28 protein-coding genes are annotated in these 26099 nt (G+C 62.7%); 14 read left to right on the top strand and 14 right to left on the bottom strand.

The features are described 5' to 3' along the window. Positions 1 to 7: 7 nt before the first annotated feature. The gene (locus CWE01_RS22360) at positions 8 to 757 is read right to left on the bottom strand and encodes an anti-sigma factor (RefSeq protein WP_100942723.1); all 750 of its coding nucleotides are present in this window, start codon (positions 755 to 757) and stop codon (positions 8 to 10) included. Then, complete coding sequence (locus CWE01_RS22355) at positions 754 to 1260, bottom strand: RNA polymerase sigma factor (protein WP_100942722.1); 507 nt, start codon at positions 1258 to 1260, stop codon at positions 754 to 756. The genes CWE01_RS22360 and CWE01_RS22355 overlap by 4 nt, the downstream gene beginning before the upstream one ends. A 185-nt stretch (positions 1261 to 1445) precedes the next feature. On the opposite strand from CWE01_RS22355, the gene CWE01_RS22350 reads away from it, so the two are divergent. Both CWE01_RS22350 and CWE01_RS22345 read left to right on the top strand, forming a co-directional pair. Further along, positions 1446 to 2525, top strand: a complete 1080-nt coding sequence (locus CWE01_RS22350; protein ID WP_100942721.1) for a catalase family peroxidase — start codon at positions 1446 to 1448, stop codon at positions 2523 to 2525. After that, positions 2522 to 3061: a cytochrome b gene (locus tag CWE01_RS22345; protein ID WP_100942720.1), complete on the top strand. Its 540-nt coding sequence runs from the start codon at positions 2522 to 2524 to the stop codon at positions 3059 to 3061. Before CWE01_RS22350 ends, CWE01_RS22345 begins: the two co-directional genes overlap by 4 nt. Positions 3062 to 3196: 135 nt before the next feature. Here CWE01_RS22345 and CWE01_RS22340 read toward each other — a convergent pair whose 3' ends face one another. Then, a complete protein-coding gene (locus CWE01_RS22340) occupies positions 3197 to 4435 on the bottom strand; it encodes an MFS transporter (protein WP_100942719.1) in 1239 nt (412 codons plus the stop codon). Between the two features lie 99 nt (positions 4436 to 4534). Here CWE01_RS22340 and CWE01_RS22335 point away from each other — a divergent pair, with 99 nt between their 5' ends. Then, positions 4535 to 4987, top strand: a complete 453-nt coding sequence (locus CWE01_RS22335) for a helix-turn-helix domain-containing protein (protein ID WP_100942718.1) — start codon at positions 4535 to 4537, stop codon at positions 4985 to 4987. Between the two features lie 133 nt (positions 4988 to 5120). On the opposite strand, the gene CWE01_RS22330 is transcribed toward CWE01_RS22335, so the two are convergent. Next, a complete protein-coding gene (locus CWE01_RS22330; RefSeq protein ID WP_100942717.1) occupies positions 5121 to 5837 on the bottom strand; it encodes a FadR/GntR family transcriptional regulator in 717 nt (238 codons plus the stop codon). 7 nt (positions 5838 to 5844) lie between these two features. Beyond that, positions 5845 to 6060 (bottom strand): hypothetical protein, encoded by a 216-nt coding sequence (locus CWE01_RS22325; RefSeq protein ID WP_100942716.1) that lies wholly within the window; start codon positions 6058 to 6060, stop codon positions 5845 to 5847. Positions 6061 to 6189: 129 nt separating this feature from the next. On the opposite strand from CWE01_RS22325, the gene CWE01_RS22320 reads away from it, so the two are divergent. Then, positions 6190 to 7545: an MFS transporter gene (locus tag CWE01_RS22320; protein ID WP_100942715.1), complete on the top strand. Its 1356-nt coding sequence runs from the start codon at positions 6190 to 6192 to the stop codon at positions 7543 to 7545. A gap of 28 nt (positions 7546 to 7573) precedes the next feature. Continuing rightward, on the top strand, positions 7574 to 8926 hold the full coding sequence (gene gudD, locus CWE01_RS22315) for a glucarate dehydratase (protein ID WP_100942714.1): 1353 nt from the start codon (positions 7574 to 7576) through the stop codon (positions 8924 to 8926). 3 nt (positions 8927 to 8929) lie between these two features. On the opposite strand, the gene CWE01_RS22310 is transcribed toward gudD, so the two are convergent. Further along, positions 8930 to 9577 (bottom strand): carboxymuconolactone decarboxylase family protein, encoded by a 648-nt coding sequence (locus CWE01_RS22310; protein WP_100942713.1) that lies wholly within the window; start codon positions 9575 to 9577, stop codon positions 8930 to 8932. A 154-nt stretch (positions 9578 to 9731) separates the two neighbouring features. Here CWE01_RS22310 and CWE01_RS22305 point away from each other — a divergent pair, with 154 nt between their 5' ends. After that, the gene (locus CWE01_RS22305; RefSeq protein ID WP_100942712.1) at positions 9732 to 10724 is read left to right on the top strand and encodes a diaminopimelate epimerase; all 993 of its coding nucleotides are present in this window, start codon (positions 9732 to 9734) and stop codon (positions 10722 to 10724) included. A gap of 172 nt (positions 10725 to 10896) precedes the next feature. Next, positions 10897 to 11481: a hypothetical protein gene (locus CWE01_RS22300; protein ID WP_100942711.1), complete on the top strand. Its 585-nt coding sequence runs from the start codon at positions 10897 to 10899 to the stop codon at positions 11479 to 11481. Here CWE01_RS22300 and CWE01_RS22295 read toward each other — a convergent pair. From CWE01_RS22295 to CWE01_RS22285, 3 genes are read right to left on the bottom strand one after another with little or no spacing between them, the layout of a single operon-like run. Next, positions 11478 to 12449: a hypothetical protein gene (locus CWE01_RS22295; protein WP_100942710.1), complete on the bottom strand. Its 972-nt coding sequence runs from the start codon at positions 12447 to 12449 to the stop codon at positions 11478 to 11480. The two genes, CWE01_RS22300 and CWE01_RS22295, sit on opposite strands and share 4 nt — an antisense overlap. Next, complete coding sequence (gene codA / locus CWE01_RS22290; RefSeq protein ID WP_100942709.1) at positions 12446 to 13690, bottom strand: cytosine deaminase; 1245 nt, start codon at positions 13688 to 13690, stop codon at positions 12446 to 12448. The genes CWE01_RS22295 and codA overlap by 4 nt, the downstream gene beginning before the upstream one ends. Before the next feature lie 26 nt (positions 13691 to 13716). Beyond that, positions 13717 to 14493 carry a helix-turn-helix domain-containing protein gene (locus CWE01_RS22285; RefSeq protein WP_100942783.1) on the bottom strand — a complete coding sequence of 259 codons (777 nt, stop codon included), beginning with the start codon at positions 14491 to 14493 and terminating at the stop codon, positions 13717 to 13719. 110 nt (positions 14494 to 14603) lie between these two features. Between CWE01_RS22285 and CWE01_RS22280 the strand changes: the two genes are divergently transcribed. Then, complete coding sequence (locus CWE01_RS22280) at positions 14604 to 15413, top strand: sulfite exporter TauE/SafE family protein (RefSeq protein ID WP_100942708.1); 810 nt, start codon at positions 14604 to 14606, stop codon at positions 15411 to 15413. A gap of 51 nt (positions 15414 to 15464) precedes the next feature. Here the strand turns inward: CWE01_RS22280 and uvrB are convergent, their stop codons facing one another. Continuing rightward, entirely contained in the window at positions 15465 to 17480 is a 2016-nt protein-coding gene (uvrB, locus tag CWE01_RS22275; protein ID WP_100942707.1) for an excinuclease ABC subunit UvrB, read from the bottom strand. Between the two features lie 325 nt (positions 17481 to 17805). Between uvrB and CWE01_RS22270 the strand changes: the two genes are divergently transcribed. Together CWE01_RS22270 and CWE01_RS22265 are read left to right on the top strand one after the other, a co-directional pair. Continuing rightward, on the top strand, positions 17806 to 19002 hold the full coding sequence (locus tag CWE01_RS22270; RefSeq protein WP_100942706.1) for an amino acid aminotransferase: 1197 nt from the start codon (positions 17806 to 17808) through the stop codon (positions 19000 to 19002). A 472-nt stretch (positions 19003 to 19474) separates the two neighbouring features. After that, a complete protein-coding gene (locus CWE01_RS22265) occupies positions 19475 to 20803 on the top strand; it encodes an OprD family porin (protein ID WP_177144758.1) in 1329 nt (442 codons plus the stop codon). 42 nt (positions 20804 to 20845) lie between these two features. On the opposite strand, the gene CWE01_RS22260 is transcribed toward CWE01_RS22265, so the two are convergent. The 4 genes from CWE01_RS22260 to CWE01_RS22245 are packed head-to-tail and all read right to left on the bottom strand — an operon-like array spanning position 20846 to position 23836. Then, on the bottom strand, positions 20846 to 21619 hold the full coding sequence (locus CWE01_RS22260; protein WP_100942781.1) for a GGDEF domain-containing protein: 774 nt from the start codon (positions 21617 to 21619) through the stop codon (positions 20846 to 20848). Positions 21620 to 21641: 22 nt separating this feature from the next. Further along, positions 21642 to 22031, bottom strand: a complete 390-nt coding sequence (locus CWE01_RS22255) for a DUF1987 domain-containing protein (protein WP_100942705.1) — start codon at positions 22029 to 22031, stop codon at positions 21642 to 21644. 19 nt (positions 22032 to 22050) lie between these two features. After that, positions 22051 to 22620, bottom strand: coding sequence for a SiaB family protein kinase (locus tag CWE01_RS22250; protein ID WP_100942704.1), 570 nt, complete (start codon positions 22618 to 22620; stop codon positions 22051 to 22053). Then, positions 22613 to 23836, bottom strand: coding sequence for a SpoIIE family protein phosphatase (locus CWE01_RS22245; RefSeq protein WP_256579402.1), 1224 nt, complete (start codon positions 23834 to 23836; stop codon positions 22613 to 22615). Before CWE01_RS22245 ends, CWE01_RS22250 begins: the two co-directional genes overlap by 8 nt. A 311-nt stretch (positions 23837 to 24147) precedes the next feature. On the opposite strand from CWE01_RS22245, the gene CWE01_RS22240 reads away from it, so the two are divergent. Genes CWE01_RS22240 through CWE01_RS22225 form a run of 4 tightly spaced genes read left to right on the top strand, consistent with a single transcriptional unit; the run spans position 24148 to position 26000 of the window. Then, entirely contained in the window at positions 24148 to 24420 is a 273-nt protein-coding gene (locus CWE01_RS22240; RefSeq protein ID WP_100942702.1) for a DUF2282 domain-containing protein, read from the top strand. Beyond that, positions 24417 to 24854: a DoxX family protein gene (locus tag CWE01_RS22235; RefSeq protein WP_100942701.1), complete on the top strand. Its 438-nt coding sequence runs from the start codon at positions 24417 to 24419 to the stop codon at positions 24852 to 24854. The genes CWE01_RS22240 and CWE01_RS22235 overlap by 4 nt, the downstream gene beginning before the upstream one ends. A 56-nt stretch (positions 24855 to 24910) precedes the next feature. Then, a complete protein-coding gene (locus tag CWE01_RS22230) occupies positions 24911 to 25675 on the top strand; it encodes an alpha/beta fold hydrolase (protein ID WP_100942700.1) in 765 nt (254 codons plus the stop codon). A gap of 58 nt (positions 25676 to 25733) precedes the next feature. Continuing rightward, positions 25734 to 26000, top strand: a complete 267-nt coding sequence (locus CWE01_RS22225) for a hypothetical protein (RefSeq protein WP_100942699.1) — start codon at positions 25734 to 25736, stop codon at positions 25998 to 26000. The last annotated feature ends 99 nt before the right edge of the window (positions 26001 to 26099 follow it).

Raw genomic sequence — 26099 nt, 5'->3', positions numbered from 1 at the left:
GCCTTGCCTAGAACCGCGTGGTCTGCTGCAGCAACTGCGCCGCCGGGCTGTCCGCCGGAGCCACCATCGCGTAGTTGTAGCCGCTGCCGGACCAGTACTCGGTCTGCAGCTCGCCATCCCGCCGCCCACCACGGTCCAGCAGATGATTCTGCGGGCCCGGTGGCCGTACGTAGTAGCTGATCCGCTGCCCTTGCGGGTTCTCATACAAGACCATCGCCGCCGCGCCCTGCTCGGTGCTCAGCAAGCGCGCACTGACCGGCTTGAACCCGGCGTTCTGCAGGTTCGGCAAACGGTTGGCCTGGGTGAAGTAACGGTCGAGCCAGCCTTGCAGGTCGCCGCTCTGCTCGACCTTGAAGTCTGCCGGCAGGATGTCCTGGGTGGCGAACATGCGATAGGCCTGGACCGCGTCGGCCATCGGCGCGGGCAGCGGGAAGGTCATCTGCCGCGCCTGCCAGCCGCTGACACCGCCGATGCTCACGGCAATCAGCAACACCGCGGCGCTGGCGAAGTGCCGACGGGACTGACCGCGCAGGCGTCGGCGAATCACTGTCGGGTCCAGCGCCGGGTTCGCCGGCATCTGCAAGGCACCGCCCAGGGCTGCGCGCAAATGCTGGGCATCGCGCTGCCAGTCGCGGACCTGTTCGGCCAGTTCCGGGTTGCTCGCCAGGTACGTCTCCAGCAACTGCCGGTCGGCGTCGCTGAGCTGATGATCGACGTAGGCGTGCAGGTCGCGTTCGCTTGGAGGAATAGTGATCATTTCAATATCCGCAGGGAGGGGCTGGTGATTTCGCCTTCGCTGAGTTGGCGCAGGGCCTGGCGGGCGCGGGACAGACGCGACATCACGGTGCCGGTGGGGACGTCGAGGATTTCGGCGACTTCCTTGTAACTCAAGCCTTCCACCGAGACCCAGAGCAACAAGGCCCGTTGTTCGGTGGGCAACAGCTCGAAGGCTTCCAGGGTCGACTGGGCCACCACCGTGCGTTCCACCGAGGGCTGGGCATCGTCGCGACCGGTAAAGAACTCGAGCATCCGCGCATAACGCTTGCCGCGACGGTGGGAGTCGATGAACTGGCGATACAGGATCGAGAACAGCCAGGCCCGCAGGTCGCCTTCGGCCCGTTTGTCGCCCCAACTCGACAGGGCCCGCTCCAGGCTGGCCTGGACCAGGTCGTCGGCGCTGCTGGGATTGCGCGTCAGCGACACGGCGAAGCGCCGCATCCGCGGGATCAGTTCACGTAACTGCTCATCGAGATCGTTCATGGAGTCCTGCAGGTTTTTAACCAGTCACTACGCTTGGACTAGCAAGACGCCTGGCCTCGAAGGTTATTCCAACGGGCGGAAAATAAATATCCGAAAAAATAAATCGGGGCGCCTGGAATAAACCCGGACGACCTTCGTCTTATAGCTCCTTCACCGTGTGGCCGCCTGAGGCCCTGGAGTTTTTCATGGTAGATCACACACCACCGCCCCTCAGCGGCTCAAGCAAGGTCTTGCGCCTGGCCGGCATTGCCGCCGTGCTCGCCGCCCTGGTCGGAGCCTTTGCCTATGTCAACGGTCGGCTCGACCCGGAGCGCCTGACGCCCGGGCGTATCGTCAATACCTTCGAGAAAAACAACGGCCTGCATCCCGGCTTCAGACGCAACCATGCCAAGGGGGTGTGCGTGGCCGGGTATTTTGAAAGCAGCGATGCCGCCCGTGCCTATTCCACTGCCCAGGTCTTTCGCGAAGGCAGCGTACCGGTGGAAGGACGTTTTGCCTTGCCCAGTGGCAATCCCTACGCACCGGACAGCAGCGTACCGATTCGCAGCCTCGGCTTGCGTTTCACCCAGGCCAACGGCCAGCAATGGCGCACCGGGATGAACAGCATGCCGGTGTTTCCGGTAGGCACCCCCGAGGCATTTTTCCAGCAACTCAAGGCGGCCTCGCCCGACCCGAGTACCGGCAAGCCGAACCCGGCGGCCATGGCGGCGTTCTTCGCCAGTCATCCGGAAACCGCGCCGTTCCTGCAATGGGTCAAGACCGCCAAGCCGTCGGCCAGCTACGCCACCGAAAGCTACAACGGCCTGAATGCCTTCTACCTGGTCGACGCGGCCGGCCAGCGCCAGGCCGTGCGCTGGGGGCTGGTGCCGCTGAGCCAGGATGCCGCGGGCGCGACGGCGCCGGACGGTGCCGATTTCCTTGCCAAGGACCTGGCGCAGCGCCTGGCAGCCGGGCCGCTGAAATGGCAGTTGCGCCTGACCCTGGCCAATCCCGGCGACCCGACGGACGATGCCAGCCGGCAGTGGACCGGCGAGCACAAGGTGCTCAACGCCGGCACCCTGGTGCTGGAGAGCACCCAGCCCCAGGATGACGGCGATTGCCGCGATATCAACTACGACCCGCTGATCCTGCCGAGCGGCATCGAGGCCTCGGCCGATCCCCTGCTGGCGGCGCGTTCGGCGGCCTATGCCAGTTCCTATCTGCGTCGTACCAGTGAAGTCGGCTCCTTGCCCGCTGCCCATTCGCCACAGGAGTCCCGCCCATGAGCGCCCCTTCGAATCACTTCGCGCCCCTGGCGCGCCTGCTGCATTGGCTGATGGCGCTGATGATCCTGGCGATGCTGTTTATCGGTGCCGGCATGGCGGCCTCGGTGTCCGAACGGCATGAGTGGTTGCTGCACCTGCACAAGCCGCTGGGGATTGCGATTCTGCTGTTGGTGGTGGTGCGTCTGGTGGTGCGTTTCAGTACCCGCCAACCGCCGTTGCCGAAAGACTTGCCGGGCTGGCAGGTGCTGGCGGCGAAGTTGTCCCATGTGTTGCTGTATGCCCTGATGCTGGTATTGCCGCTGCTGGGCTGGGCGATGATTTCGGCGGCGGGGGATCCGGTGATGCTGAGCAGTTCACTGCAATTGCCGTCGATCGTGCCGGCCAATCCGACGACCTTTGCCTTTTTGCGCAAAGCCCATGGCTACCTGGCGTATCTGTTGTTCCTGACGGTATTGGTGCACCTGGCGGCGGCGCTGTTCCATGGCTGGATTCGCCGGGATGGGGTGTTGGAAAGCATGGTGCGCGGCAAGGATTGAAGGCTGTCCGGCACGACCGAAACCTGTAGGAGCCGGCTTGCTGGCGATAGCGATCTGTGCGGCACCGCGAACAGCCCAGCCTGCCGGCTGATCGCCAGCAAGCCGGCTCCTACAGTTTCTGCGTTGAGTCGAGTGTCATGTACAGCCGAAACCCTCAGGTTCAGGATTTTCCCCCGATCTTACCGACCACAACCAATAGCCCAGTGCCGCAGTGCTGATCGCGGCCCCCAACAGACAAACCCCCAGCCAACCCGCCCAGGCATACACCGTCGTCGCCCCGACGGCTCCCGCCGCACTACCCACCGAATAAAACACCATGTAACCCGCCGCCAGCCGGCTTTGCGCCTGCGGCCTGACGCTATAGATCAGCGTCTGGCTGGTGACATGCGCCGCCTGCAAGCCCAGGTCCAGGGCAATCACCCCCAGCAGCAAGGCCCACAACGACGATTGGGTAAAGGCAATCGGCAGCCAGGACAGCAGCATCAGCAACAAGGCGCCACCGCTGGTCCATTGCGCCCAGCCGCGATCCGCCAGTTGCCCGGCCCGGGCGGCGCCCAGGGCACTGGCGGCTCCGGCCAGGCCGAACAGGCCGATCTCGGTGTGGGACAGCGACAGCGGCGGGGCGCTCAGGGGCAACACCAATGGCGTCCACAACACCGTGCCAGCGGCAAAGATCAGCATCGCCAGCACGGCCCGATCCCGCAGGACCTTTTCCTCCTTGAACAGCGTGAAGACCGAAACGATCAGCGCCCCATACGGCTGTCGCATCTTCGTCGGTTCGTGCTTGGGCAGCACCCGCCAGAGGGCCAGCGCCATGACCAGTGTCAGTCCCGATGACAGCAGGTACACCGAACGCCAACCGGCCAGGTCGGCCATGCCGCCGGCCACACTGCGGGCGAGCAGCAGGCCGACCACGATACCGCTGGTGACCGTCCCGACCACCTGGCCGCGTTCACCCGGTGCTGCCAGATGGGCGGCATAGGCCACCAGCACCTGGGTCACCACGGCCAGCAGGCCGACGCCGGCCAATCCCATCAGCAACCAGGCACTGCTGGGGGCCAGGGCGGTGACCAGCAGCGCCACCACCGAAAGCAGCATCTGCCCGACGATCAGGCGCCGGCGGTTGAACAGGTCGCCGAGCGGAACCAGCAACAACAGGCCCAGCCCGTAGCCGATCTGCGTCAGGCTGATCACGATGCCCACGCTGGCGTGGTCCATGGCGAAGGTCTCGGCCATGGCGTCCAGCAGCGGTTGGGCGAAATAGACATTGCCCACCGACAACCCGCAGGCGACGGCGAACAGCAGCACCACCGCGCCGGGCAGGCGTGTGGCGGTGTCCAGGGCGTGGGCGGTGAGCGGTGCTTCAGATTCCATGATCGGCTCCGGATTTGTGGTTGCTTTTTGAAACCAGTTGTACCCTGGAGAGACTGGTTTTATATTGCAACCACATTTTTTTCGGCGGAGCTTCAGGCCATGGTCAAGCGTTCGAGTCTGGAGGGGGGCGAATGTCCGGTGGCCCGGGCACTGGATGCCATCGGCGATGGCTGGTCGTTGCTGATCATTCGTGATGCGTTCGACGGCATCCGTCGTTTTGGCGAGTTCCAGCGCAATCTGGGCATGGCCAAGAATATTCTCGCGACGCGGCTGAAAAACCTGGTGGCCCATGGCGTGCTGGAGATTGTCCCGGCGTCCGATGGCAGCGCGTATCAGGAGTACGTGTTGACGGCGAAGGGCAAGGGGTTGTTCCACCTGATCATCGGTTTGCGCCAGTGGGGTGAGGCATACCTCTACGAGCCGGGTGAGCGCCATTCAGTGATGGTCGATCAGCAGCAGGGCGCGGCGTTGCGACCGCTGGAACTGCGCGCCGAGGATGGCCGCCTGCTGGGGCCGGAGGATTGTCGGCGGATTGCGGCGGATGAGGTGTGACCACCGCTGATCCTGAGCCCAACGCCGCTTTTGTAGGAGCCGGCTTGCCGGCGATAGCGATTCGCGCAGCACGGCCAAAACCTCAGCCTGCCGGCTGATCGCCAGCAAGCTGGCTCCTACAGAACTCGGCGGGTCATTCGCGGGAAAACCGCTCGCGGCTGTTGCTCAGGTGCGTCCACATCGCCGCCCGCGCGGCATCCGGGTCCTGGCGGCGGATGGCGTTGAGGATCGCCTCGTGTTCCAGGCTGGCGAGCTGGCCCAGTTGCGCCAGGTCGGCATCGCCGCGCTCCGCCCCCGGCACCCGGGTGCGCGGAATCATCGAGCTGCCCAGGTGCAGCAGGATCTCGGAAAAGTAGGCATTGCCGGTGGCTTCGGCGATCAGCAGGTGAAAACGCTGGTCGGCCGCCACGCAACTGTCGTTGTTGGCCAGCAGGCTCCGATACTCATCCAGCGCCGCACGCATCTGCTTGAGGTGCTCATCGCTGCGCCTGCGTGCCGCCAGTGCCGCCGCCTGGGTCTCCAGGCCCAGGCGCAGTTCCAGCAGATCGCGCACGCTCAACGCGGTTTCCACATTCAGGCGCAGGCCGTGGGGCTCCTGGCGCTCCAGCACGAAACTGCCGACACCATGATGGGTTTCCACCCAGCCCGACGCCTGCAATTTGGAAATCGCCTCGCGCACCACCGTACGGCTGACCTTGTGCTCGCAGACAATGGCGCTTTCCGACGGCAGCTTGTCGCCCGGCTTCAAATGCCCCAGGCGAATCTGTTGGGTCAGGTGATCGACCAGGTCGTGGGCCAGGTTGGGGCTGCGTTTGCGCCGCGGCGCAGAGGGGGCGGTTTCAGTGTTCATGGGCGTGTCACGCAGGGGCGAGGGGAAAGCTTAACACTCGTATGACAAGAGGCGTAGCAATGACCGTCAGCATGTATGACAACTTGAAGTCAGAAGCCGTTCTTTCTAAATGATGGCGCTGGCCAAGCCTTTTTGTGGACCGCTGATGGATATTTTTATTTTTGATAAAGTACTTATAAATCAAATAGATATTATTTTGTTTGATATTTTTTGCGTTCGCCATCGGCGATTCCTGTCCAGAAATCGCAATCTGGGCACTTGTTGCCCTATTTTTCTACTCGTATGATGACTGTCGACTGGTTCGTCTGATCCAGCACCCCCGCACACAAAAATAACCCGTGGGAGACTCGTCGTGAACAACACCCTGGATACGTCCGCAACAGCGGAACGCGATTCCTTGCTGGCCGTCGCCGTGGCGAAGGTCAAGCGCCATGTGCTGCCGCTGTTCGTCATCATGTTTATCGTCAACTACATCGACCGGGTGAACATCGGCTTCGTGCGCACGCACCTGGAACACGACCTGGGGATCGGCGCCGCCGCCTACGGTTTTGGGGCCGGGTTGTTCTTTATCGGTTATGCCCTGTTCGAAGTGCCGTCCAATATCCTCTTGCAGAAGGTCGGCGCACGGCTCTGGCTGACCCGCATCATGTTCACCTGGGGACTGGTCGCCACGGCCATGGCCTTTGTCCAGAACGAAACCCACTTCTATATCCTGCGTTTCCTGCTCGGGGTGGCCGAGGCCGGCTTCTTTCCCGGGGTGATCTACTACTTCACCCGCTGGCTGCCAGGGGTTGAGCGCGGCAAGGCGATCGCCATCTTCCTCAGCGGCTCGGCCGTGGCCTCGCTGATTTCCGGCCCGCTGTCCGGGGCCCTGTTGCAGCTCGAAGGTTTCGGCTGGCACGGCTGGCAGTGGATGTTCATCATCGAAGGCCTGGCCTCGGTGGTGCTCTGCGGCTTCACCTGGTTCTGGCTCGACTCCACGCCCAAGGACGCGAAGTGGCTGAGTGTCGCCGAGCAACAGGTGCTGGTGCAGGTCATCGAAGACGAACAGCAGCAGCGCGACGCCTCGATGCCGATCAAGCCGTCGATCTGGAGCCTGCTCAAGGATCGCCAGATCCTGTTGTTCTGCGTGTTGTATTTCTGCATCCAGCTGACCATCTATGCCGCCACCTTCTGGCTGCCGAGCATCATCAAGAAGATGGGCCAGATGAGCGACCTGCAGGTGGGTTTCTTCAACTCGATTCCCTGGCTGATCTCGATCATTGCCATGTATGCCTTCGCGGCCGCCTCGGGCAAGTGGAAACACCAGCAGGCCTGGGTCGCCTCGGCGCTGCTGATCGCCGCGCTGGGGATGTTCATGTCCACCACCGGCGGGCCGATCTTCGCCTTTGTCGCGGTGTGCTTCGCGGCCATCGGCTTCAAGTCCGCCTCGTCGCTGTTCTGGCCGATTCCCCAGGCGTACCTGGATGCGCGCATCGCCGCGGCGGTGATTGCCCTGGTCAACTCCACGGGCAACCTCGGCGGTTTCGTCGCGCCGACGACCTTCGGCTGGCTGGAGGAGCACACCGGTTCGATCCAGGGCGGCTTGTACGGCCTGGCGGCGGCTTCGGTGATCGCCGCGATCCTGGTGTTCTTTGCCCGCACCCAGCCCAAACCGACCCACACATTGCCGGGATCGGTCAGCCCGGCCCTGAACAAATCCCATTAAAGACTGCGGTTGAACACAGGTACCCATCATGACGACAAACACTTTGCACGCGGCCGGCCAGGCCCCCGTCATCACCAGCTTGCAGGTCATCCCGGTGGCCGGCCACGACAGCATGCTGCTGAACCTGAGCGGTGCCCATGGTCCGTTTTTCACCCGCAATATCGTGATCATCACCGACAGCAGCGGTCGCACCGGCGTCGGTGAAGTACCGGGCGGCGAGCGTATCCGCGCGACCCTGGAAGATGCCCGTTCGCTGTTGCTGGGGCAGTCCATCGGCAACTACCAGAAGCTGCTCAACCAGGTGCGCCGCACCTTCGCCGAGCGCGATGCCGGCGGTCGCGGCCAGCAGACCTTCGACCTGCGCATCACCATTCATGCGGTGACGGCCCTGGAAGCCGCGCTGCTCGACCTGCTCGGCCAGTTCCTCGGTGTGCCCGTGGCGGCCTTGCTGGGTGAGGGGCAGCAGCGCGAGGCGGTGAAGGTGCTGGGTTATCTGTTCTATATCGGTGATCGCGGCAAGACCGACCTGGCCTACCGAAATGAAGCCGGGGCGGATGACGCCTGGTTCCGCCTGCGTCACGAAGAGGCGATGACCCCCGAGGCCATCGTCAAGCTCGCCGAAGCCGCCCAGGCGCGTTACGGCTTCAATGACTTCAAACTCAAGGGCGGCGTGCTCAGTGGCGCGGCGGAAATCGACGCGGTGACGGCCCTGGCCGAGCGCTTCCCCCTGGCGCGGATCACCCTTGACCCCAACGGTGCCTGGTCGCTGAAAGAGGCCATCGCCCTGTGCCGTGATCAACACCATGTACTGGCTTATGCCGAGGACCCTTGCGGTGCCGAGAATGGCTATTCCGGTCGCGAAGTCATGGCCGAGTTCCGCCGGGCCACGGGCCTGCCGACGGCGACCAATATGATCGCCACCGACTGGCGGGAAATGGGTCATGCGATTCAGTTGCATGCCGTCGATATTCCCCTCGCCGACCCGCATTTCTGGACCATGCAGGGTTCGGTCCGGGTCGCGCAGATGTGTCATGAATGGGGCCTGACCTGGGGCTCGCATTCCAACAACCACTTCGATATTTCCCTGGCGATGTTCACCCATGTGGCCGCTGCCGCGCCGGGTGAGATCACCGCCATCGACACCCACTGGATCTGGCAGGACGGCCAGGGCCTGACCAGGGAGCCGTTGCAGATCGTCGACGGTTTTATCCAGGTCCCGCAAAAGCCGGGATTGGGTATCGAACTGGATATGGACGCGGTGGCCAAGGCCCATGAGTGCTACAAGAACATGGGCCTCGGCGCCCGCGACGACGCCGTGGCGATGCAGTTCCTGATTCCCGGCTGGTCGTTCAACAACAAGCGCCCGTGCCTGGTGCGCTGAGGCCTATTCGGGGCTGAACAGCGTCACGGCGACGATCTGCTCGCCGTCGACGCGCACTTGCAACACGCCTCGGGGGACTGGCTGGTCCTGCTGGTAGCACTCCAGCAGAACCCGGTCCGCCGCCGTGGCGGTGGCTTGGAACTGATGGGTTTTACGCAGCAGGGCTCGTGCTTCGGGAGAGATCGGGAAGGCACCATGGCCTTCACGAACCGCCTCGCAGAACGCCAGGGTCACGGCTCTCGGCGTGCGGGCCGGTGGCGAGGGCATGTCGGCATCGGCGAACAACTGGTTGAGTTGGTCGGCGGTTTCCACAGCCCTCGGAAAGCCGGTGAAGGCCGACACCTGCAACAGGAGTTCGGTGTATTCGCCGGGTGCCAGTCCCGAGGCCAGGCCGGTCTTGAAGTGCACGCTGAGGGGGGCACCGACCATGCCGGCAGCGACGATCGCGGCAAAGGTCGCGGCTTCACGTAGCCTCGGGTCAAGGCCGGGGCGCTGATGCAGATAGCCATAGACGACGCCGACCGCCAGCTCGCCCAATGCCGGAGCGGTATGAAACAACGCATCCAGGCGCGCACCGCCGCCAGGGACCCACTCGATAAACTGTTTGCGACCTTCGCGGTAAAGTGTGGCCACCGGATCCTTGCTGTTCATGTTCTGTCCTCTGCGAAAAAGTAGGGTTCGCGCGTCGACGACAGCAGGACATCGACGGGTAAAAGCCTAGTCAGTCCGGCGAAAAAATGCTCCCGGGAACAGCGGTTTTGCCACTAGAGTGGTGGGCTTGAGAGGACGATTCCAGAGAGGGTGTATGCCGACGTTTTACGACGCACGTGGGAATATCTATGCCGTGGCGAGCCCCGCCGAAGTGCGCGGGCTGGGCCTGGATCTGCCGGCGGATGCCGCACAGGCCGCGCTGCTGCGTCGTACCTGGGCGCTTGAGGCAGTGGAGGCACTCTGTGGCTGGGGAGGGCAGGCGCCTGGGCGAGATGGCAAACACCATCGTTCCGATGGCTTGCTGGTGGGGCCGTTCCAGGCGCAGGCGCCGTTCGATCTGTTGATCGTCAATACCGACGGCACCCTGGCCGAGCGCAGCGGCAACGGCCTGACGATTTTTGCCCAGGCGCTGACCGAGCAGGGCTTGATGCCGGTTCAGGGTGCTTGTCTGTTGCGGGTCCATCACGATCAGCCGGGTGGCCTCTCTCCGGTTGCCACCTCGGTCGAGTCGGCGCATGTCGAAGGGCAGCAGGGGTTCTGGCTGGACCTGGGGAAACCGGCGTTCGGTCCGGCGGCTGTGGCTGCCCAGAGTGTCGGCGAGGCGGAATTGAACGGCCGCCAGTTGAGCCACGTCACGCAGTTGTCGGGCCTGAACGCCGACTGGCAGCGCAGCCAGTTCGTGCGTATCGGCAATCCGCACTGCGTCACCCTGGTCGACGAGCAGGCGTTGCTGCCGAGCAACGCACAGATGGGTGAGTCTGCCCTGGAGCCTGGCCTGACCCGCATCGCCTATGCCCCGCCGAGCGGTGCTGGTGAACCTTGCCCGGCGGGCGTGAATCTGCAATGGGCAGCCCTGGTGGCGCCGGGGCAATTGCAGGCCCGGGTGTTCGAGCGCGGCGAAGGGCCAACGGCGTCTTCCGGTACCAGCGCCAGCGCGGTGGCCTGTGCGGCCTGGCGGGTCGGTTGGGTCGAGGCCGGCGAAGTCCGGGTCGGCATGCCGGGCGGTACGGCACCGATTCGCCTGGTGGCTCGGGAGGGTGAGTTGCAGAGTGTCCATCTGTTTGGCGCGGCCCGGCGTCAATCCTGAGGCCGACATCGAGACCGGAAAAAGTCCCCCCTGCGCGGGTCCGTTTTGCCCTTGTCCGGCCCTGGCGGTTTTGGCTTGATGAATCGGCAGGGAGGAAGGCCGACGAGCGCCTTGCCCTGATCGGCCCGTTAGAACGGGTCCGAATTTCCGACTCGTTTAAAGGGAATTTACGATGAGAGCAGTTAAAGGTTTATTCAGCGCGCTGGCGTGTGCCGGGCTGGTGTTCACCACCGCCTCCACGTGTGCTCAGGCGGTGCCCGAGCCGGCCATCAGCGATAAGAAAGTGGTCACCAGTACCGACGCGGTCGAGTCCAGTCCGGCGGAACTGCTGGAGGGCAGTCGCACCGATTATTTTTCATGCTCGGTGGGCCGCTTCAGGGGCGAACTCGAGGCCCGGGTGGTGTTCGCCTCCGCCGGCAATACGGCGTACTTCGATGTCAGTGCGGTGAGGTACCGGATTGTTCGCAGCAGTGGCCAGGGCGGTGGTAACAGGGCCAATGTGAACTTCCACCTGGATACCTTGAACAAACAGGGCGTGGTCCGGGCCAGTGACCCCTACCGCTCGCCGGACGCGATGCGCCAGGATGGCAGCTGGCACCTGCTCGACGTCAACCGGATCGTGCGCACGGATTATCAGGGCGCGGTGACCTTCGAGTTTGTGTTTGACCGCTCGGTGGCCAGTGACACCCGGTGTGCGGCCCACAAGACCTACCAGTGGGCCGGTGCCTCGACCGCGCGTTCCAGCGCGGCCAACTAAAGGGCATCAAGTCCTGGCGCTTCGCGAATCAGGAAGTGATCGAGGTTGTCGATTTCACAACTGAACACACTGAAGGTCTGTTCCGGGTTCTTCTTGCTCGGCACTTGCTTCAATTGCGGCGTGACGCCGTAGAAGAAGCAATACAGGTCTTCGGCGTGGTCGATGACGCTGTTGATCTCCTCCAGGAACACTGTGCGCTGGCGGTAGTTCTCGATCAGGCTTTTACTCAGGTAGACATTGATCGAGTAGCGCTTCTTGTCGGCCCAGACCGGTTTGTCGAAAACCACGCTGAAGCTGGTCTTGTAGTCCTTGATTTCCTTGATCCTGCCCCAGTAGATCAGGCCCTGGCGGTCCTGGCAGTATTCGACCTTCTTGAAAAAGGCGTTGTAGTTCAGGGTCAGGTCGCCAATGGTCAGGGGCATGCGTTTGAGCAGGTCCTTGTTGGCGTGGTTGGAGACGAAGCACTCCACCGGGTGGGCGAACACGCTGGTGCGGTTCGGTGGGGCCTTGGCTTCGTGGGGGGCGGCGCTGTCGATGATGGGCGCCGCCGGCTCCGCTGTCGGTTGCTCCGGGCGGGTGCCGCTGGCGGTGGGCGTCTTGCGTGTATAAGTGCGGCGGGTCAGCAGCAGCTCGACGGGGAAGTTCTGTTCACCTTCGATATCGTCCAGCGGCTGCTCCCCATCGAGCACACCCGGTGCGGTTTCCGCGCTCAGGTACGGGCAGTCCGCCAGGTGCCGGGTACTGGGCATGTTCTTGAAGTGCGGGGTGCGTTTGAAGCGCGGGTTGCTGGCGTTGTAGGTGGTCAGCCGGTTGTTGCTGTCGAACGCCGCGCGGCAGGCATCGTTCGGGCACTGGAAGCTTTCCCGGCTGGAATCGAACTCCACCGTCTCGTCGAAATTCAGGTCGCGGACGTCGTAGATCGTCAGTTTTTCGTCGAGGCTGATGCAGTAGGCCTTGTCGAATTTCATACCGGGTCCTGCCACTGCAGCTGCGCCGGCTGGCGTTTCACCAGGACCTTGCCGTCGCGGATCGAATACAGCGGCAGGCCCTGGCTGCGGATCATCTCGTAGTCGCTGTCCGCCGAGAGGATCAGCAGGTTGGCCGGGCGTCCGACCTCCAGCCCGTAGCGTTCACCCAGGGCCATGGCCTTGGCGCTGTTGTCGGTGACCAGGTCCAGTGCGCTTTGCAGGTTGCGATAACCGAGCATATGGCAGATATGCAGCCCCGCCTCCAGCACCCGCAGGATATTGCCGTTGCCCAGCGGATACCACGGGTCGACGATCGAGTCCTGGCCGAAGCAGACATTCATCCCGGCTTCCAGCAACTCGTTCACCCGGGTCACGCCCCGGCGTTTCGGAAAGTTGTCGAAGCGTCCCTGCAAGTGAATGCTCTCGGTGGGGCAGGAGACGAAACTGATCCCCGAGGCTTTCAGCAAGCGGAACAGCTTGGCGCAGTAGGCATTGTCGTAGGAGCCCATGGCCGTGGTGTGGCTGGCGGTCACCCGCGAGCCCATGTCGCGGCTGCGGGCTTCTTCGGCCAGCACTTCGAGGAAACGCGAGTGCGGATCGTCGGTTTCGTCGCAATGCACATCCACCAGGCAGCCGGTTTTTTCCGCCAGGTCCATCAGGAATTTCACCGAGGACACGCCCTGATCGCGGGTGTACTCGAAATGCGGGATACCGCCCACCACGTCGGCACCGAGATTGATCGCCTCGACCATCAGTTCCCGGCCATTGCGATAGGACTCGATGCCTTCCTGGGGAAACGCCACGATCTGCAGGTCGATCAGGTGCCGGGTTTCCTCGCGCACTTCGAGCATGGCCTTGAGTGCGGTCAGTTGCGGATCGGTGACGTCGACATGGGTCCGCACATGCTGGATGCCATGGGCGGCGAGGCTGCGGATGGTTTTTTTCGCGCGGGCCTTGGTGTCTTCCTGGGTGATGGTCGCCTTGCGCTCGCCCCAGCACTCGATGCCTTCGAACAGGGTGCCGCTCATGTTCCAGCGCGGTTCGCCGGCGGTGAGGGTGGCGTCGAGGTGGATATGCGGTTCGACGAAAGGCGGGACGAGCAGGTTGCCCTGGGCGTCGAGATCGTCCGGGCCGGCGCTCAACGGGCCGGTTTGCGGGGTGATGCTCGCGATCCGTGCGTGTTCCAGGTGCAGGTCATACAGGCCTTCGCGGTGACGCAGCTTGGCGTTGAGGATATGCATGGGCGGGGTCCTTGTCGTACGTGTCGTCATAAGGTATCCGAAGTCTGCAGGAAACTGCTTGGAGATCTCCCCAGAACGCGACGGAACATGGTCGAAAATGCCGCCGGGCTCTGGTAGCCGAAATCCAGGGCAATCCGTGTGACCGACTCGCCTTGACTCAATCGGGCCAGAGCGAGGACCACGCAGACCTGTTGTCGCCATTGGGAAAAGCTCTGGACGGTCTGGTCCTGAAACAGTCGTCCGAAGCTGCGCAGGCTCATGTGCAGGCGGTCGGCCCAGGCCTGGGGCGGCTGGCGGATATCCGGTTGCTCGACGAAGGCCTGGCACAGTGGCAGCAGGCGCGGGTCCTGGGGCAGCGGGATATGCAAAGGCAAGCTGTGGGCGCTGGCCAGCTCATGCAGCAACAGGGTGATCAGCGCGCCATCGCGGCCCTGTTCGTCGTAGTCAGCTGGCATATCGACGGCGGCGATCAGCAATTGCCGTAGCAATGCCGAGACTTCCAGTACCTGGCAGGCCCGGCTCATGTTGCTGACAGCGTCGGGCTCGATGTAGAGGCTGCGGGTACTGACACCGAGCATCAGCACCTGATGGGGTACGCCGGGAGGAATCCATACCGCGCGTTGCGGTGGGACGATCCAGTTGCCGCCATCGGTGAGCACATGCATCACCCCCGTGGCGCCATAGAGCAATTGCGCCCGACGGTGCTGATGGCGGACCAGCAGGTGCCCGTGGGGATAATCGGTGCCGATGGCGATCACGGCCTGGGGCAGGTGATCGAACAGGGCGAGGGAGGTATTGCGCATGGCGGTGTTTATCTGGCCGAAACGCAAACAGTATTGACGGACTTGCGCAAGCACGCCAAGTGTCAGCCGCTTAAGGTTGGGTTTCTCTCTTTCTGAAAGGACCCGATGTGATGCTTTATGGGCTGTTGGCACTGTTTGGCGGGCTGGCTGGGATGACCAGCGTGTTGTTCGGTTTTGGTGGCGGTTTCGTGGTGGTGCCGTTGTTGTACTGGACCCTGGGCGGCAGCCCGGACCCGGCGATCAGCGCGGCGGCGATGCAGATTGCCGTGGCCACCTCGACCTGCGTGATGATCGTCAATGCCCTGGTCGCCACGGGCAAGCACCGGCGAGCTGGGAATCTGCGGCGCGCCTATATCTGGCCGTTGGCGGGGTTTATCGGGCTTGGCTCGGTGCTCGGGGCGGTATTGGCGAGCCTGGTCAGCAGTGAGGCGGTGCGCTGGGCCTTTATTGCCTACCTGGCGTTGACCATTGTCGATTGCCTGGCTCGGCGCGGATTTATGCAGCAGGGCGAGACTCGCCCGGCGCAACCGCTCAAGCCCGTGGTCACGGTGGGTGGCGGCTTGCTGATCGGAGTCGTGGCGACCTTTCTCGGTGTCGGTGGCAGCGTGATGACGGTGCCGCTGTTGCGCCGCAGCGGCCTGAGCATGAGCCTCGCGACGGCCATGGCCAATCCGTTGAGCGTGCCGGTGGCGGTGGTGGGGACCCTGACCTATGTCGCAATGGCCGGGTTCCGGCCACTGGGGCTGGGGCCCTGGTTTGCCGGGTATGTGGACTTGCTGGCGTTCGCGGTGCTGATCCTCGGATCCCTGGCGGGGATGCGCCTGGCGACGCCGTTGATCGGGCGCCTGCCGGATCGTTTGCATGCCAGGGTCTACATCGGCTTGCTGGCGTTGGTGCTGTTGGCGATGCTACTGGACTGACCCGCCCATCAATACGCCCTGCTCCTACAGGGGCGGTGCCCGGCCTCAGGATCAGACGGTCAGCAGGCGCTCGCGCAACTTGGCAACCTCGTCGCGCATCTGCGCCGCCGCCTCGAACTCCAGGTCGCGGGCCAACTGGTACATCTTCTCTTCCAACTGGCGGATACGCTTGGTGATCTCGCTCGGCGAACGCAGTTCGTTTTCGTAGCGGGCGTTTTCCTCGGCGGCCTTGGCCATGCCCTTGCGCTTCTTGCTGCGCGAACCGGGCACGGTGGCGCCTTCCATGATATCGGCGACATCCTTGAACACGCCCTTGGGCGTGATGCCGTTGGCCAGGTTGTGGGCGATCTGCTTGTCGCGCCGGCGCTCGGTCTCGCCGATCGCCCGTTCCATGGAACCGGTGATGCGGTCCGCATAGAGGATCGCCCGGCCATTGAGGTTACGCGCCGCCCGACCGATGGTCTGGATCAGCGAGCGCTCGGAGCGCAGGAAACCTTCCTTGTCCGCATCGAGGATCGCCACCAGCGACACCTCGGGCATGTCCAGGCCCTCGCGCAGCAGGTTGATCCCCACCAGCACATCGAAGGTGCCCAGGCGCAGGTCGCGGATGATTTCCACCCGCTCCACGGTGTCGATGTCCGAGTGCAGGTAACGCACCCGCACGCCGTGGTCGGCGAGGTAGTCGGTGAGGTCTTCGGCCATGCGCTTGGTCAGGGTGGTGACCAGCACGCGCTCTTCCACGGCCACGCGTTTGGCTATTTCCGAGAGCAGGTCGTCGACCTGGGTCAGCGCCGGGCGGATCTCCACCTGCGGGTCCACCAAACCGGTGGGACGAACCACCTGCTCGACGACCCGGCCGGCATGCTCGGCTTCGTAGTTGCCGGGGGTGGCGGAGACAAAAATGGTCTGCGGGCTCACCGCTTCCCATTCGTCGAAGCGCATCGGCCGGTTGTCCAGCGCCGAGGGCAGGCGGAAACCGTACTCCACCAGGGTTTCCTTGCGCGAACGGTCGCCCTTGTACATGGCGCCGACTTGCGGAACGCTGACGTGGGACTCGTCGATCACCAGCAGCGCGTCGGCCGGCAGGTAGTCGTAGAGGGTCGGCGGCGCCTCCCCGGAAGCGCGTCCCGAGAGGTAGCGCGAGTAGTTTTCGATACCGTTGCAGTAACCCAGTTCGAGGATCATTTCCAGGTCGAAGCGGGTGCGTTGCTCCAGGCGCTGGGCTTCCACCAGCTTGTTGTTGTCGCGCAGGTAGCCCAGGCGTTCCTTGAGCTCCTCCTTGATCCCGTCGATGGCGCCGAGCAGGGTTTCCCTCGGTGTCACGTAGTGGCTTTTCGGATAGAAGGTAAAGCGCGGCAGCTTGCGGATCACTTCGCCGGTCAGTGGGTCGAAGGCCGAGAGGCTTTCCACTTCGTCGTCGAACAGCTCGATGCGGATCGCTTCCAGGTCGGATTCGGCCGGGTACACATCGATCACGTCGCCGCGCACACGGAACGTCGCCCGGGCGAAATCCATGTCGTTGCGGGTGTATTGCAGGTCGGCCAGGCGGCGCAGCAGGGCGCGCTGGTCGAGTTTGTCGCCACGGTCCACGTGCAGGACCATCTTCAGGTAGGTTTCCGGGCTGCCCAGGCCATAGATGCAGGACACCGTGGTGACGATGATGGCGTCCTTGCGCTCCAGCAGCGCCTTGGTCGCCGACAGGCGCATCTGTTCGATATGGTCGTTGATCGACGCATCCTTCTCGATAAAGGTATCGGAGGAGGGCACGTAGGCTTCCGGCTGGTAGTAGTCGTAGTAGGAAACGAAATACTCCACGGCGTTGTTCGGGAAAAACGCCTTGAACTCGCCGTACAACTGCGCGGCCAGGGTCTTGTTCGGCGCCAGCACCAGGGTCGGGCGCTGCACCTGGGCGATCACGTTGGCGATGCTGAAGGTCTTGCCCGAGCCGGTCACCCCGAGCAGGGTCTGGTGAGCCAGGCCGGCTTCGATGCCCTCGACCATCTGACGGATGGCTTCGGGCTGGTCGCCGGCGGGCTGGAAGCGGGTGACGAGCTGGAATTCGGACATAACCTACCTCTGGGTTCATTCCCGCCTGACAGTCGTGGCGAAAACGAGAAAGACCTCTTACGACCGATGTCGTAGGGAAAAACCATGATAATGCTGGATATGGTGCCCGGGAGGACAGCTTTCAAGGCAAGCGTTACCCCGGCAGTCTGTTGCAATTGGACGGGCGTCCCGCAAATAAATCAAAAAACTTGTCATATTCCGACAATAGTCGGTCGCCCTGACCGGTGATGGCCTCTATACTAGCTCCCCGTTTGTGCACCGCTCTAGTGCAATCGGCCGGAGCGTTGTCACTTCCCTCCACCCCCCATTCAGAGCCGCCGCAATAATGAGCCTGTTCTCCGCTGTCGAAATGGCACCACGCGATCCTATCCTGGGCCTCAACGAAGCATTCAATGCCGATACCCGTACCGACAAGGTCAATCTGGGTGTGGGTGTTTACTGTGACGAAAGTGGGAAAATTCCACTGTTGCGGGCCGTTGTCGAAGCCGAAACCCAGCGCGCGGCTCAGCATGCCTCCCGTGGCTACTTGCCGATCGACGGTATTGCCGCCTACGACAAGGCCGTGCAAACCCTGTTGTTCGGTCAGGATTCGCCGCTGATCGCCGCCGGTCGTGTGCTCACCACCCAAGCGGTGGGTGGTACCGGCGCACTGAAAATCGGTGCCGACTTCCTCAAGCAACTGCTGCCGAACGCCACCGTGGCCATCAGTGACCCGAGCTGGGAAAACCACCGCGCGCTGTTCGAAGCCGCGGGTTTCCCGGTGCAGAACTATCGTTACTACGATGCCGCGAGCAATGGTGTGAACCGTGCCGGCCTGCTGGAAGACCTCAACGCGCTGCCGGCCAAGTCCATCGTCGTGCTGCACGCCTGCTGCCACAACCCGACCGGTGTCGACCTGACCCCGGCCGACTGGCAGGACGTGCTGAACGTCGTCAAAACCAAGGACCTGGTACCGTTCCTCGACATGGCGTACCAGGGCTTTGGTGACGGCATCGATGAAGACGCCGCCGCCGTGCGCCTGTTCGCCGAGTCGGGCCTGACCTTCTTCGTTTCCAGTTCGTTCTCCAAATCGTTCTCGCTGTATGGCGAGCGTGTCGGTGCACTGTCGATCGTCAGCGAATCGAAGGAAGAGACCGCCCGTGTCCTGTCCCAGGTCAAGCGCGTGATCCGCACCAACTACTCCAACCCGCCGACCCACGGTGCGACCATCGTCGCGGCGGTGTTGAACAGCCCTGAGCTGTGCGCCCGGTGGGAAGCCGAGCTGGCGGAAATGCGCCTGCGCATTCGTGGCATGCGCATGCAGATGGTCGACCTGCTGGCCCAGCACGGCGCCAAGCGTGACTTCAGCTTCGTCGGTCGCCAGCGCGGGATGTTCTCCTACTCCGGCCTGACCGTCGAGCAAGTGGCCCGCCTGAAAAACGAGTTCGGCATCTATGCACTGGATACCGGCCGTATCTGCGTGGCCTCGTTGAACCAGCGCAATATCGACGCGGTGGTGAAGGCGATCGTTCAGGTGATCTGACCCCGCCGGTAGTGCCCTGGCGCCCCATGAAAAAGGCCTGCAGCGATGCAGGCCTTTTTTTCGTCTGTGAAACATGAACCGCAACTTAAAACTCGGTGAAGAAATCTTCACCGCTACTTAAATCAGTGTTCATGAAGACCGCGGGTAAAAAATTATATATAGGTGGTGGCAATCACAATAACAAAAGAGGCCATGGGTTGACGGTTCAAAGTGCGTTGTAACTTATTGGGAAAACCCCATGGGCGATAACGTGGAAAGCCTTGTTTAAAAGGGCTGCGGGGTGTTTTTGACACACCCGGGAATCGCCAATGCTACACCCGCCACCTCCTTCGCTGACACGAAGATTGTCCTTGCCTTCGGGCACTTTCTGCCCTTTACCGCTTTACGTTTCCACCCCTTCGCGCGGAGGACGGAGTGTACCCGTCGATCGCACTAACAAGAGGGTGAAACATTATTAACCAGGGGAATTACAATGATGTCGACCAAACTCAACTTCCTGACGCTGGCGGTCTCGCTGGGCATGGCCCAGGCGGCCATGGCGACCACCGTGACGGATCAAGACGATGCCAAGGGTTTCGTCGAGGACAGCAGCCTCAACCTGCACCTGAAGAACCAATACTTCGACCGTGACGTGAAAAACGGTCCGGCGGACAAGAAGGACTGGACCCAGGGCATCTTCGGCAACTACAGCTCCGGCTTCACCCAGGGCACCGTCGGTTTCGGCGTGGATGCCTTCGGTTACTGGGGGATCAAGCTCGATGGCGGCGCCGGTACGGCCGGCACCGGTAACCTGCCGGTGGGCCGCAACGGTGAGCCCGAGGACGATTACGCCAAGGCCGGCGGTGCGGTGAAGATGCGGATCTCCAAGACCGAATTGCTCTACGGTGATATGCAGCCCACCGCGCCGGTCTTCGCCGCCGGCGGTACCCGGCTGATTCCGGAAACCGCTACCGGCTTCGACCTGTTGAGCAGCGAGATCAAGGACCTGGACCTGGAAGCCGGGCATTTCACCAGCGGCACCGGGGTGGTCTCCACCAGCAACGATCACTCGTTGTATGCCACCTACGCCAACGTCACCGCCAGCGCCGTCAACTACCTCGGCGGCAAGTACAAGGTCAACGACAACCTCAACTTCACCCTCTACGGTTCCGAGTTCGAAGACGTCTGGCGTCAGTACTACACCAACGGCAACTACACCCTGGCGCTCTCGCCGGGTCAGTCGCTGAACTTCGACTTCAACCTGTACAAGACCAATGACGAAGGCGCGGCCAAGGCCGGCCCGATCAACAACACCGCGTTCTCCTTCGCCACGGCCTACACCTTCCTGACCGCGCATACCGTGACCCTGGCGTTCCAGAAGATCCACGGCGACACGCCGTTCGACTATGTCGGCTTCGGCACCAACGGCCCGGGCGACGGTGGCGATTCGATCATGCTGGCCAACTCCGTGCAGTACTCGGACTTCAACGGCCCGGGCGAGAAGTCCTGGCAGGCGCGCTATGACCTGAACATGCTGACCTACGGGGTGCCGGGCTTGAGCTTCATGACCCGCTATATCTACGGTGACGATATCGATGGCACCAAGATGGCTTCGAACAGCGCCTACAACCTGCTGCACTACGGTGCCGACGGTACGCACCACGAGACTGACGTCGAAGCCAAGTACGTGGTGCAAAGCGGCCCGGCGAAGGACCTGTCGCTGCGCCTGCGCCAGTCGTTCCACCGTGCCAATGCCGATCAGCCTGAAGGCGACAACAATGAGCTGCGCCTGATCGCCGATTACCCTATCTCGATCTTCTGATCAGAGGGTGGGAAGAGGAGGGCCCAGGCGCTCCTCTTCCTGTTATTCCAGCGGACAGACATCGGCTTCTGTCCGCGCTGCCTCGACGCGATTCCTGCCCGAGCGCTTGGCCTGGTACAAGGCCGCATCCGCCAAACCATAGGCCGTGTCGAAACTGGTGCCCATGGGGCTGGCACTGACCCCGAAACTCGCGGTGATCTGCCGGTTCACCGGATGCCCGAAGACATGCGAAGCAATGCTGTCTCGCAGGGCTTCGGCAAGGCACAGACCTTCCTCGAGCGTACCGGCGGGAATCAGTACGGTAAATTCCTCTCCGCCGACGCGACCAATAAATCCCGCATTGCCCACGGCCCGGCGCAAACAACCGACGATGCCTTGAATCACCGCATCGCCTGCCGGATGGCCGAACTCGTCGTTGACTTGCTTGAAGTGGTCGATGTCCAGCACCACCATCGCCGCGCCGGTTTTGCACAGCGCCTGCACGGTCAGGTCAATGATCGCACCACGGTTCAGCACATCGGTCAGCGCATCGTGGGTGGCACGGTATTCGAGCTGGCGAGCGAGGGTTTGCAGTTGGGCATTGAGGGTGTTCATTTCGCGCTCGGCGCGGTCGCTGCGGCGTATCAGCCGGCGCGTCTCGCGCATGAGCCGTTCGAAGTGCACGGTCAGCTCGCCGAGTGCCTGCTGGTACACCGGGGCGTCGGCTTCAGTCAGGGCCAGGATCGAACGGGCGTGTTCAAGGGCGTCGGTTTCGCTCCTGAACAGGTCGTGTGCCGCGTCATCCTGTGCGCCGGCTGAAGTGACTGAAGCGGTCATGCTCATCATCCTTCTCCAGGAATCATTGGAGAGTCGTTGCGTGGTCGTTGAAGATGATGGCGGTAAAGTCGGCCTTCAACTCTTCGCCGAACTCGAAGATGGTTTCATCTTCTTCATCGTGGTACCAGTTCACCTGCATCTCGTTACCCGATTGAGCGGCCTTGTCCAGTGCGTCGAAAATGCTGAACAGCATCTTGGTACTGGAGCTGTTGAAGTAGGCCAGGGCAATATGGGTGGTGATGGTGGTGTCCTCGCGGGCGGCGAGGTAGGTGCGCAGTTGCTGGAGAACGGGGGCATAGAAGGCGGCGGCATTTTCCGGGTAGGACTCGCCTTTTATCGTCAGCAGATTCTGATCGAAGCGAAAGTCGACTTCCGGTGATGTGGCGGTTGCTTCAATGTAAAAATTATCCATGGCGATTGCGTCACTCTACTTAGATAGTGGCTTTAAGGCAGAACAGCGTGGTTCCCGGCTCGTCCGCTCTTGGGTAGAAATCGAATTCCAATGGGGCGCAGGCATCGCGCGCCATTGTCAGGAAGCCCAGGCCAGCGCCCTTGCTGTCCGCAGGGGTTTCCGCACGCAAGGTCACTTTGTACGCTTGCTTGATCTCTTCCAGCGACATGTTGCGCAGGGGCTCGAGCTTTTCCCGCAGGCGGTCGACATCACTGGTGGCGATCGGGTTGGCACAGAGCATCAGGTGGCGATCACCTTCCGCGCTGATGCACACCGCACCCTGGCGCAACGACGACTCTTCACGCGGCTCGGTGGGCAACGAGTCGGAGGAGTAGTGAATGATGTTTTGCGACAATTCGACGAAGGAGGAAAACAATTTGCGTCGCGTCGGCCCGTTCACCCCGGAGATTTCCAGTTGCAGTCGGACCACCTCGGCCATGGCGGTAATGATGGTGTGCGAGAAATAACCCATGTGATAGAAAATCACATTGCGCTGCTGGGCCAGGTCGAAGAAGTGGCAATCGGCCTGGGCCGTATTCGAATTAATCATGATTGTTTCCAAGACGCGCGCAGAAGAGGGTGAGATCGTCACGCCGGTTTTGCTCTCCTTGCCAATTGGCCAGCGTGCGTTGCAAGGCTTCGCAGATGACGGTCGCTGGCTGATTGCGGTGTTCCAGTATCGTGTCGAAGGTCTTGCTCTTGCCGAAGGCAATGTTGCGCGGGCCGCCAATCTGGTCGGTCAGGCCGTCGGTGGCGATGAATACCAGGCTGTCCGGCACTATCGTCACGCGGCTTAGCGGCCATTGGTAGTCGATGTCGCTGCCCACGTAGCCGACGCCCACGCGCTGGCCGGCGAGGGTTTCCAGCTGTTGGGCAGCAGGCGGCAAGAGGTACAGCGACATGCGTGCACCGGCAAAGCTCAGGGTCTGGCTGGCGCTGTCGAACCAGAAGAAAGCGGCGTCCAGGCCATCGTCGGACTCGGGGGTTTCATCGACGCCCTGGACTTGTCCGAGCAGTTCCTTGACGCTTTTATTGACCGCCGACAGCAGCGCGCCGGGATCGCGCGGCCCGAGCTGGACCAGCGCCTGGGTCAAGGAAGAAGAGGCGATCAGGGTCATGAAGGCGCCGGGAACACCGTGCCCGGTACAGTCGGCAATCGCCCCGAACCAGCCATCGGGGTAGGCGCAGAAATGATAGAAGTCGCCGCCGACGACATCCCGCGGCTCCCACAGCAGCACGGCATCGTCCAGGGTCGACTTCAGGGCATCCCGCGAGGCCCGCAGCATGGCGCGCTGGATAACGCTGGCGTATTCGATGCTCTGCATGATCTGGCGATTTTTCTCGGCCTGCATGGCCGCGACCACTTCCATCAACTGCAGGCCATTGCCCAAGCCGGCGAATTGGTCGTTGCGGGTGATGATAAAACCGTCGGCCAGGGTCTTTTCGCCAAACTCCACGGTCTTGAACGTCAGTTCTTCGATGCTCATCCCGGCATCGACAATCAACGGCTCCTTGTCCATGAAGGCAATGCAGCTTTTCTTGTCGTACAGCTCGCGGTGAAACGGCTTGCTCATCATCGACAGGAAGATGTTGCGGTTGATCAGGCCGATGGGGCGCTCGTCTTCGAGTACCGCCAGGCAGACGATTTCCTTGTGGGCGTTGAAGGTCTCCATCACCAGGGCATTGGTACTGTCGGAGTCAATCACCGGCACTTCAATGCACAAATCACCGGCGCAGCGATGATCTCTAGGCCGCTGTGGACGCATAAAGGGGAAGTTTTCTGCGCGCATGCTGGGGTCGCCGGGCGAGGTGAAGGCACAATGCTATCCGTGCAATATGAAGCTTATATGACGGTCTCTCGCCGGCTCGCCGAGCCGGGTCCGCGACGGGATGACTGCCCGTGCACGACGGGGCGTGTATCACACTGTGTACGAGCCTGCGGCGGATACATCCCGCGACTTCCCGGCCGCTTGCGCGACACAGAAGGGATACACGCTCGCGATTAACTTTGCTGGTCGAACAACGCAGCCCATGACGCTGCTGATTCGCGCCATCCATTGTTGATCGGGAGATGTCCATGAAGCGCCCCTATGCGGCCCTTGCCGCCACCCTTGCATTCTCGCTGACGGTCCTCGCCAGCGCTGCCCATGCCGCCGATGAAAGTCCCAAGGAAAAATGCTACGGCGTGTCCAAGGCCGGCCAGAACGATTGTGCCGCCGGCAAAGGCACCTCTTGTGCCGGCACCGCCGAGGCCGACTACCAGGGCAATGCCTGGGTGCTGGTGGACAAGGGCACCTGCATCCAGATCAAGACGCCCAAGGGCGTTGGCTCCCTGACGGAGCAGCCATGAGTCGCGGCAACAGCGGCGCGGCCGCCGGCCTGACGCGCCTGCTGCCTGAGCCCCTGTTGCTGCTGGTGGCGCGGCTGGGGATCGCCTCGGTGTTCTTTCTCTCGGGACGCACCAAGGTGCAAGGCCTGTTGACGATCAAGCCGTCGACCTACGTGCTGTTCCGTTCGGAGTACGTGTTGCCGTTGATTCCGTCCGACCTGGCGGCGCACCTGGCGACCTATGCCGAGCACCTGTTTCCGATCCTGCTGGTGCTGGGCTTGCTGACACGACCGGCCGCCGCGGCACTGCTGGGAATGACCCTGGTCATCGAGCTCTTCGTGTATCCCGATGCCTGGCCGACGCACCTGACCTGGGCCGGCCTGCTGTTGCCACTGATCGCTTATGGCGGCGGTCGCTGGTCGCTCGATGCGCTGTTGCAGCGCCAACGCCGGTAACGCACCACCCATCATCCACCATCACATCAGGCCCTGGCGGCCTGTGGGGAAACACCATGCGCAAGCTTCCAACCCTGGCCCTGACCGCACTGGCCCTGGCGACACCGATATTTGCCAGCGCCGCCGATGCGACGCCGCCCACTGGCGCGAAAAACATCGTCATCGTCCATGGCTCCTTCGTCGACGGATCGGGCTGGCGGGTCGTTCACGACATCCTGATCCACAAGGGCTACAAGGTCACCGTCGTGCACCAGCCGGCGACCGGCATGGACGAGGACGTCGCGGCCACCCGGCTGGTCCTCGACCAGCAGGTCGGTCCGGTGGTGCTGGTCGGCCACAGCTCCGGCGGCGCGGTGATCGGCATGGCCGGTGACCGCGACAAGGTCAAGGCACTGGTCTATGTCGCCGCGCTGCAACCGGAAGTCGGCGAAAGCCTGACCCAGTTGCTGGACTCCATGCCGACGCAGAACAACGACGTCCACGCTACCCGTGACGGGTATTTGTTCGTCGACCGCGCCAAGTTCGGCGAGGACTTTGCCGCCGACCAGACCACCAACCGCACCGACTTCCTCGCGGCTTCGCAAGTACCGGCGACCACCGCGACCTTCGGCGCACGGACCTGGGCCGCGGCCTGGCACCAGAAACCGAGCTACGGGATTGTCGCCACTGAAGACAAGGCCCTGAACCCCGATCTGCAGCGCTGGATGTACAAGCGCGCCGGTTCCACGGTGACCGAGATCAAGGGCAGCCACACGCTGTACATCTCGCAGCCCGAGGCGGTGGCGAAAGTCATCGAGCAGGCCGCGTTGAACGTCAAGTAACGCTCACCCCTATCTGAATCATCACTGCTGTCCCCCTGACTGAACCTGGAGAAATATCATGGCTACCACCGCATCCCGTTTGAGCCTTGCCACTGCTGCCGCGTTGCTCGCACTGGCGTCCGCGTCCTTTGCCGTATCGGCCAGTGCCGCCGAGAAGGAGCAGCCGGGCCGCTGCTACGGCGTCAACAGCTGCAAGGGCGAAAGCCTCTGCGCCACTGCCAAGAACGACTGCAAGGGACTGAACAGCTGCAAGGGGCAGGGCGTCATCGTCAAGACCCCGAGTGAGTGCCTCAAGGCCGGCGGCACCCTGACCGAGCCGAAGTAAGGGCAGGGCTTGCTGGACATTAAGGAAACTTGAAGCCAGGTGGGTCCCTGTGGCGAGCGGGCTTGCCCGCTCGCCACAGGGACCCACCTGGCTTCAGAT

It is taken from the genome of Pseudomonas sp. QS1027, assembly GCF_002814235.1.
Taxonomy (GTDB): Bacteria; Pseudomonadota; Gammaproteobacteria; order Pseudomonadales; family Pseudomonadaceae; genus Aquipseudomonas.
The sequence above is the reverse complement of the archived record's forward strand: the minus strand, read 5'-3'. Positions and strand labels throughout refer to the sequence as shown.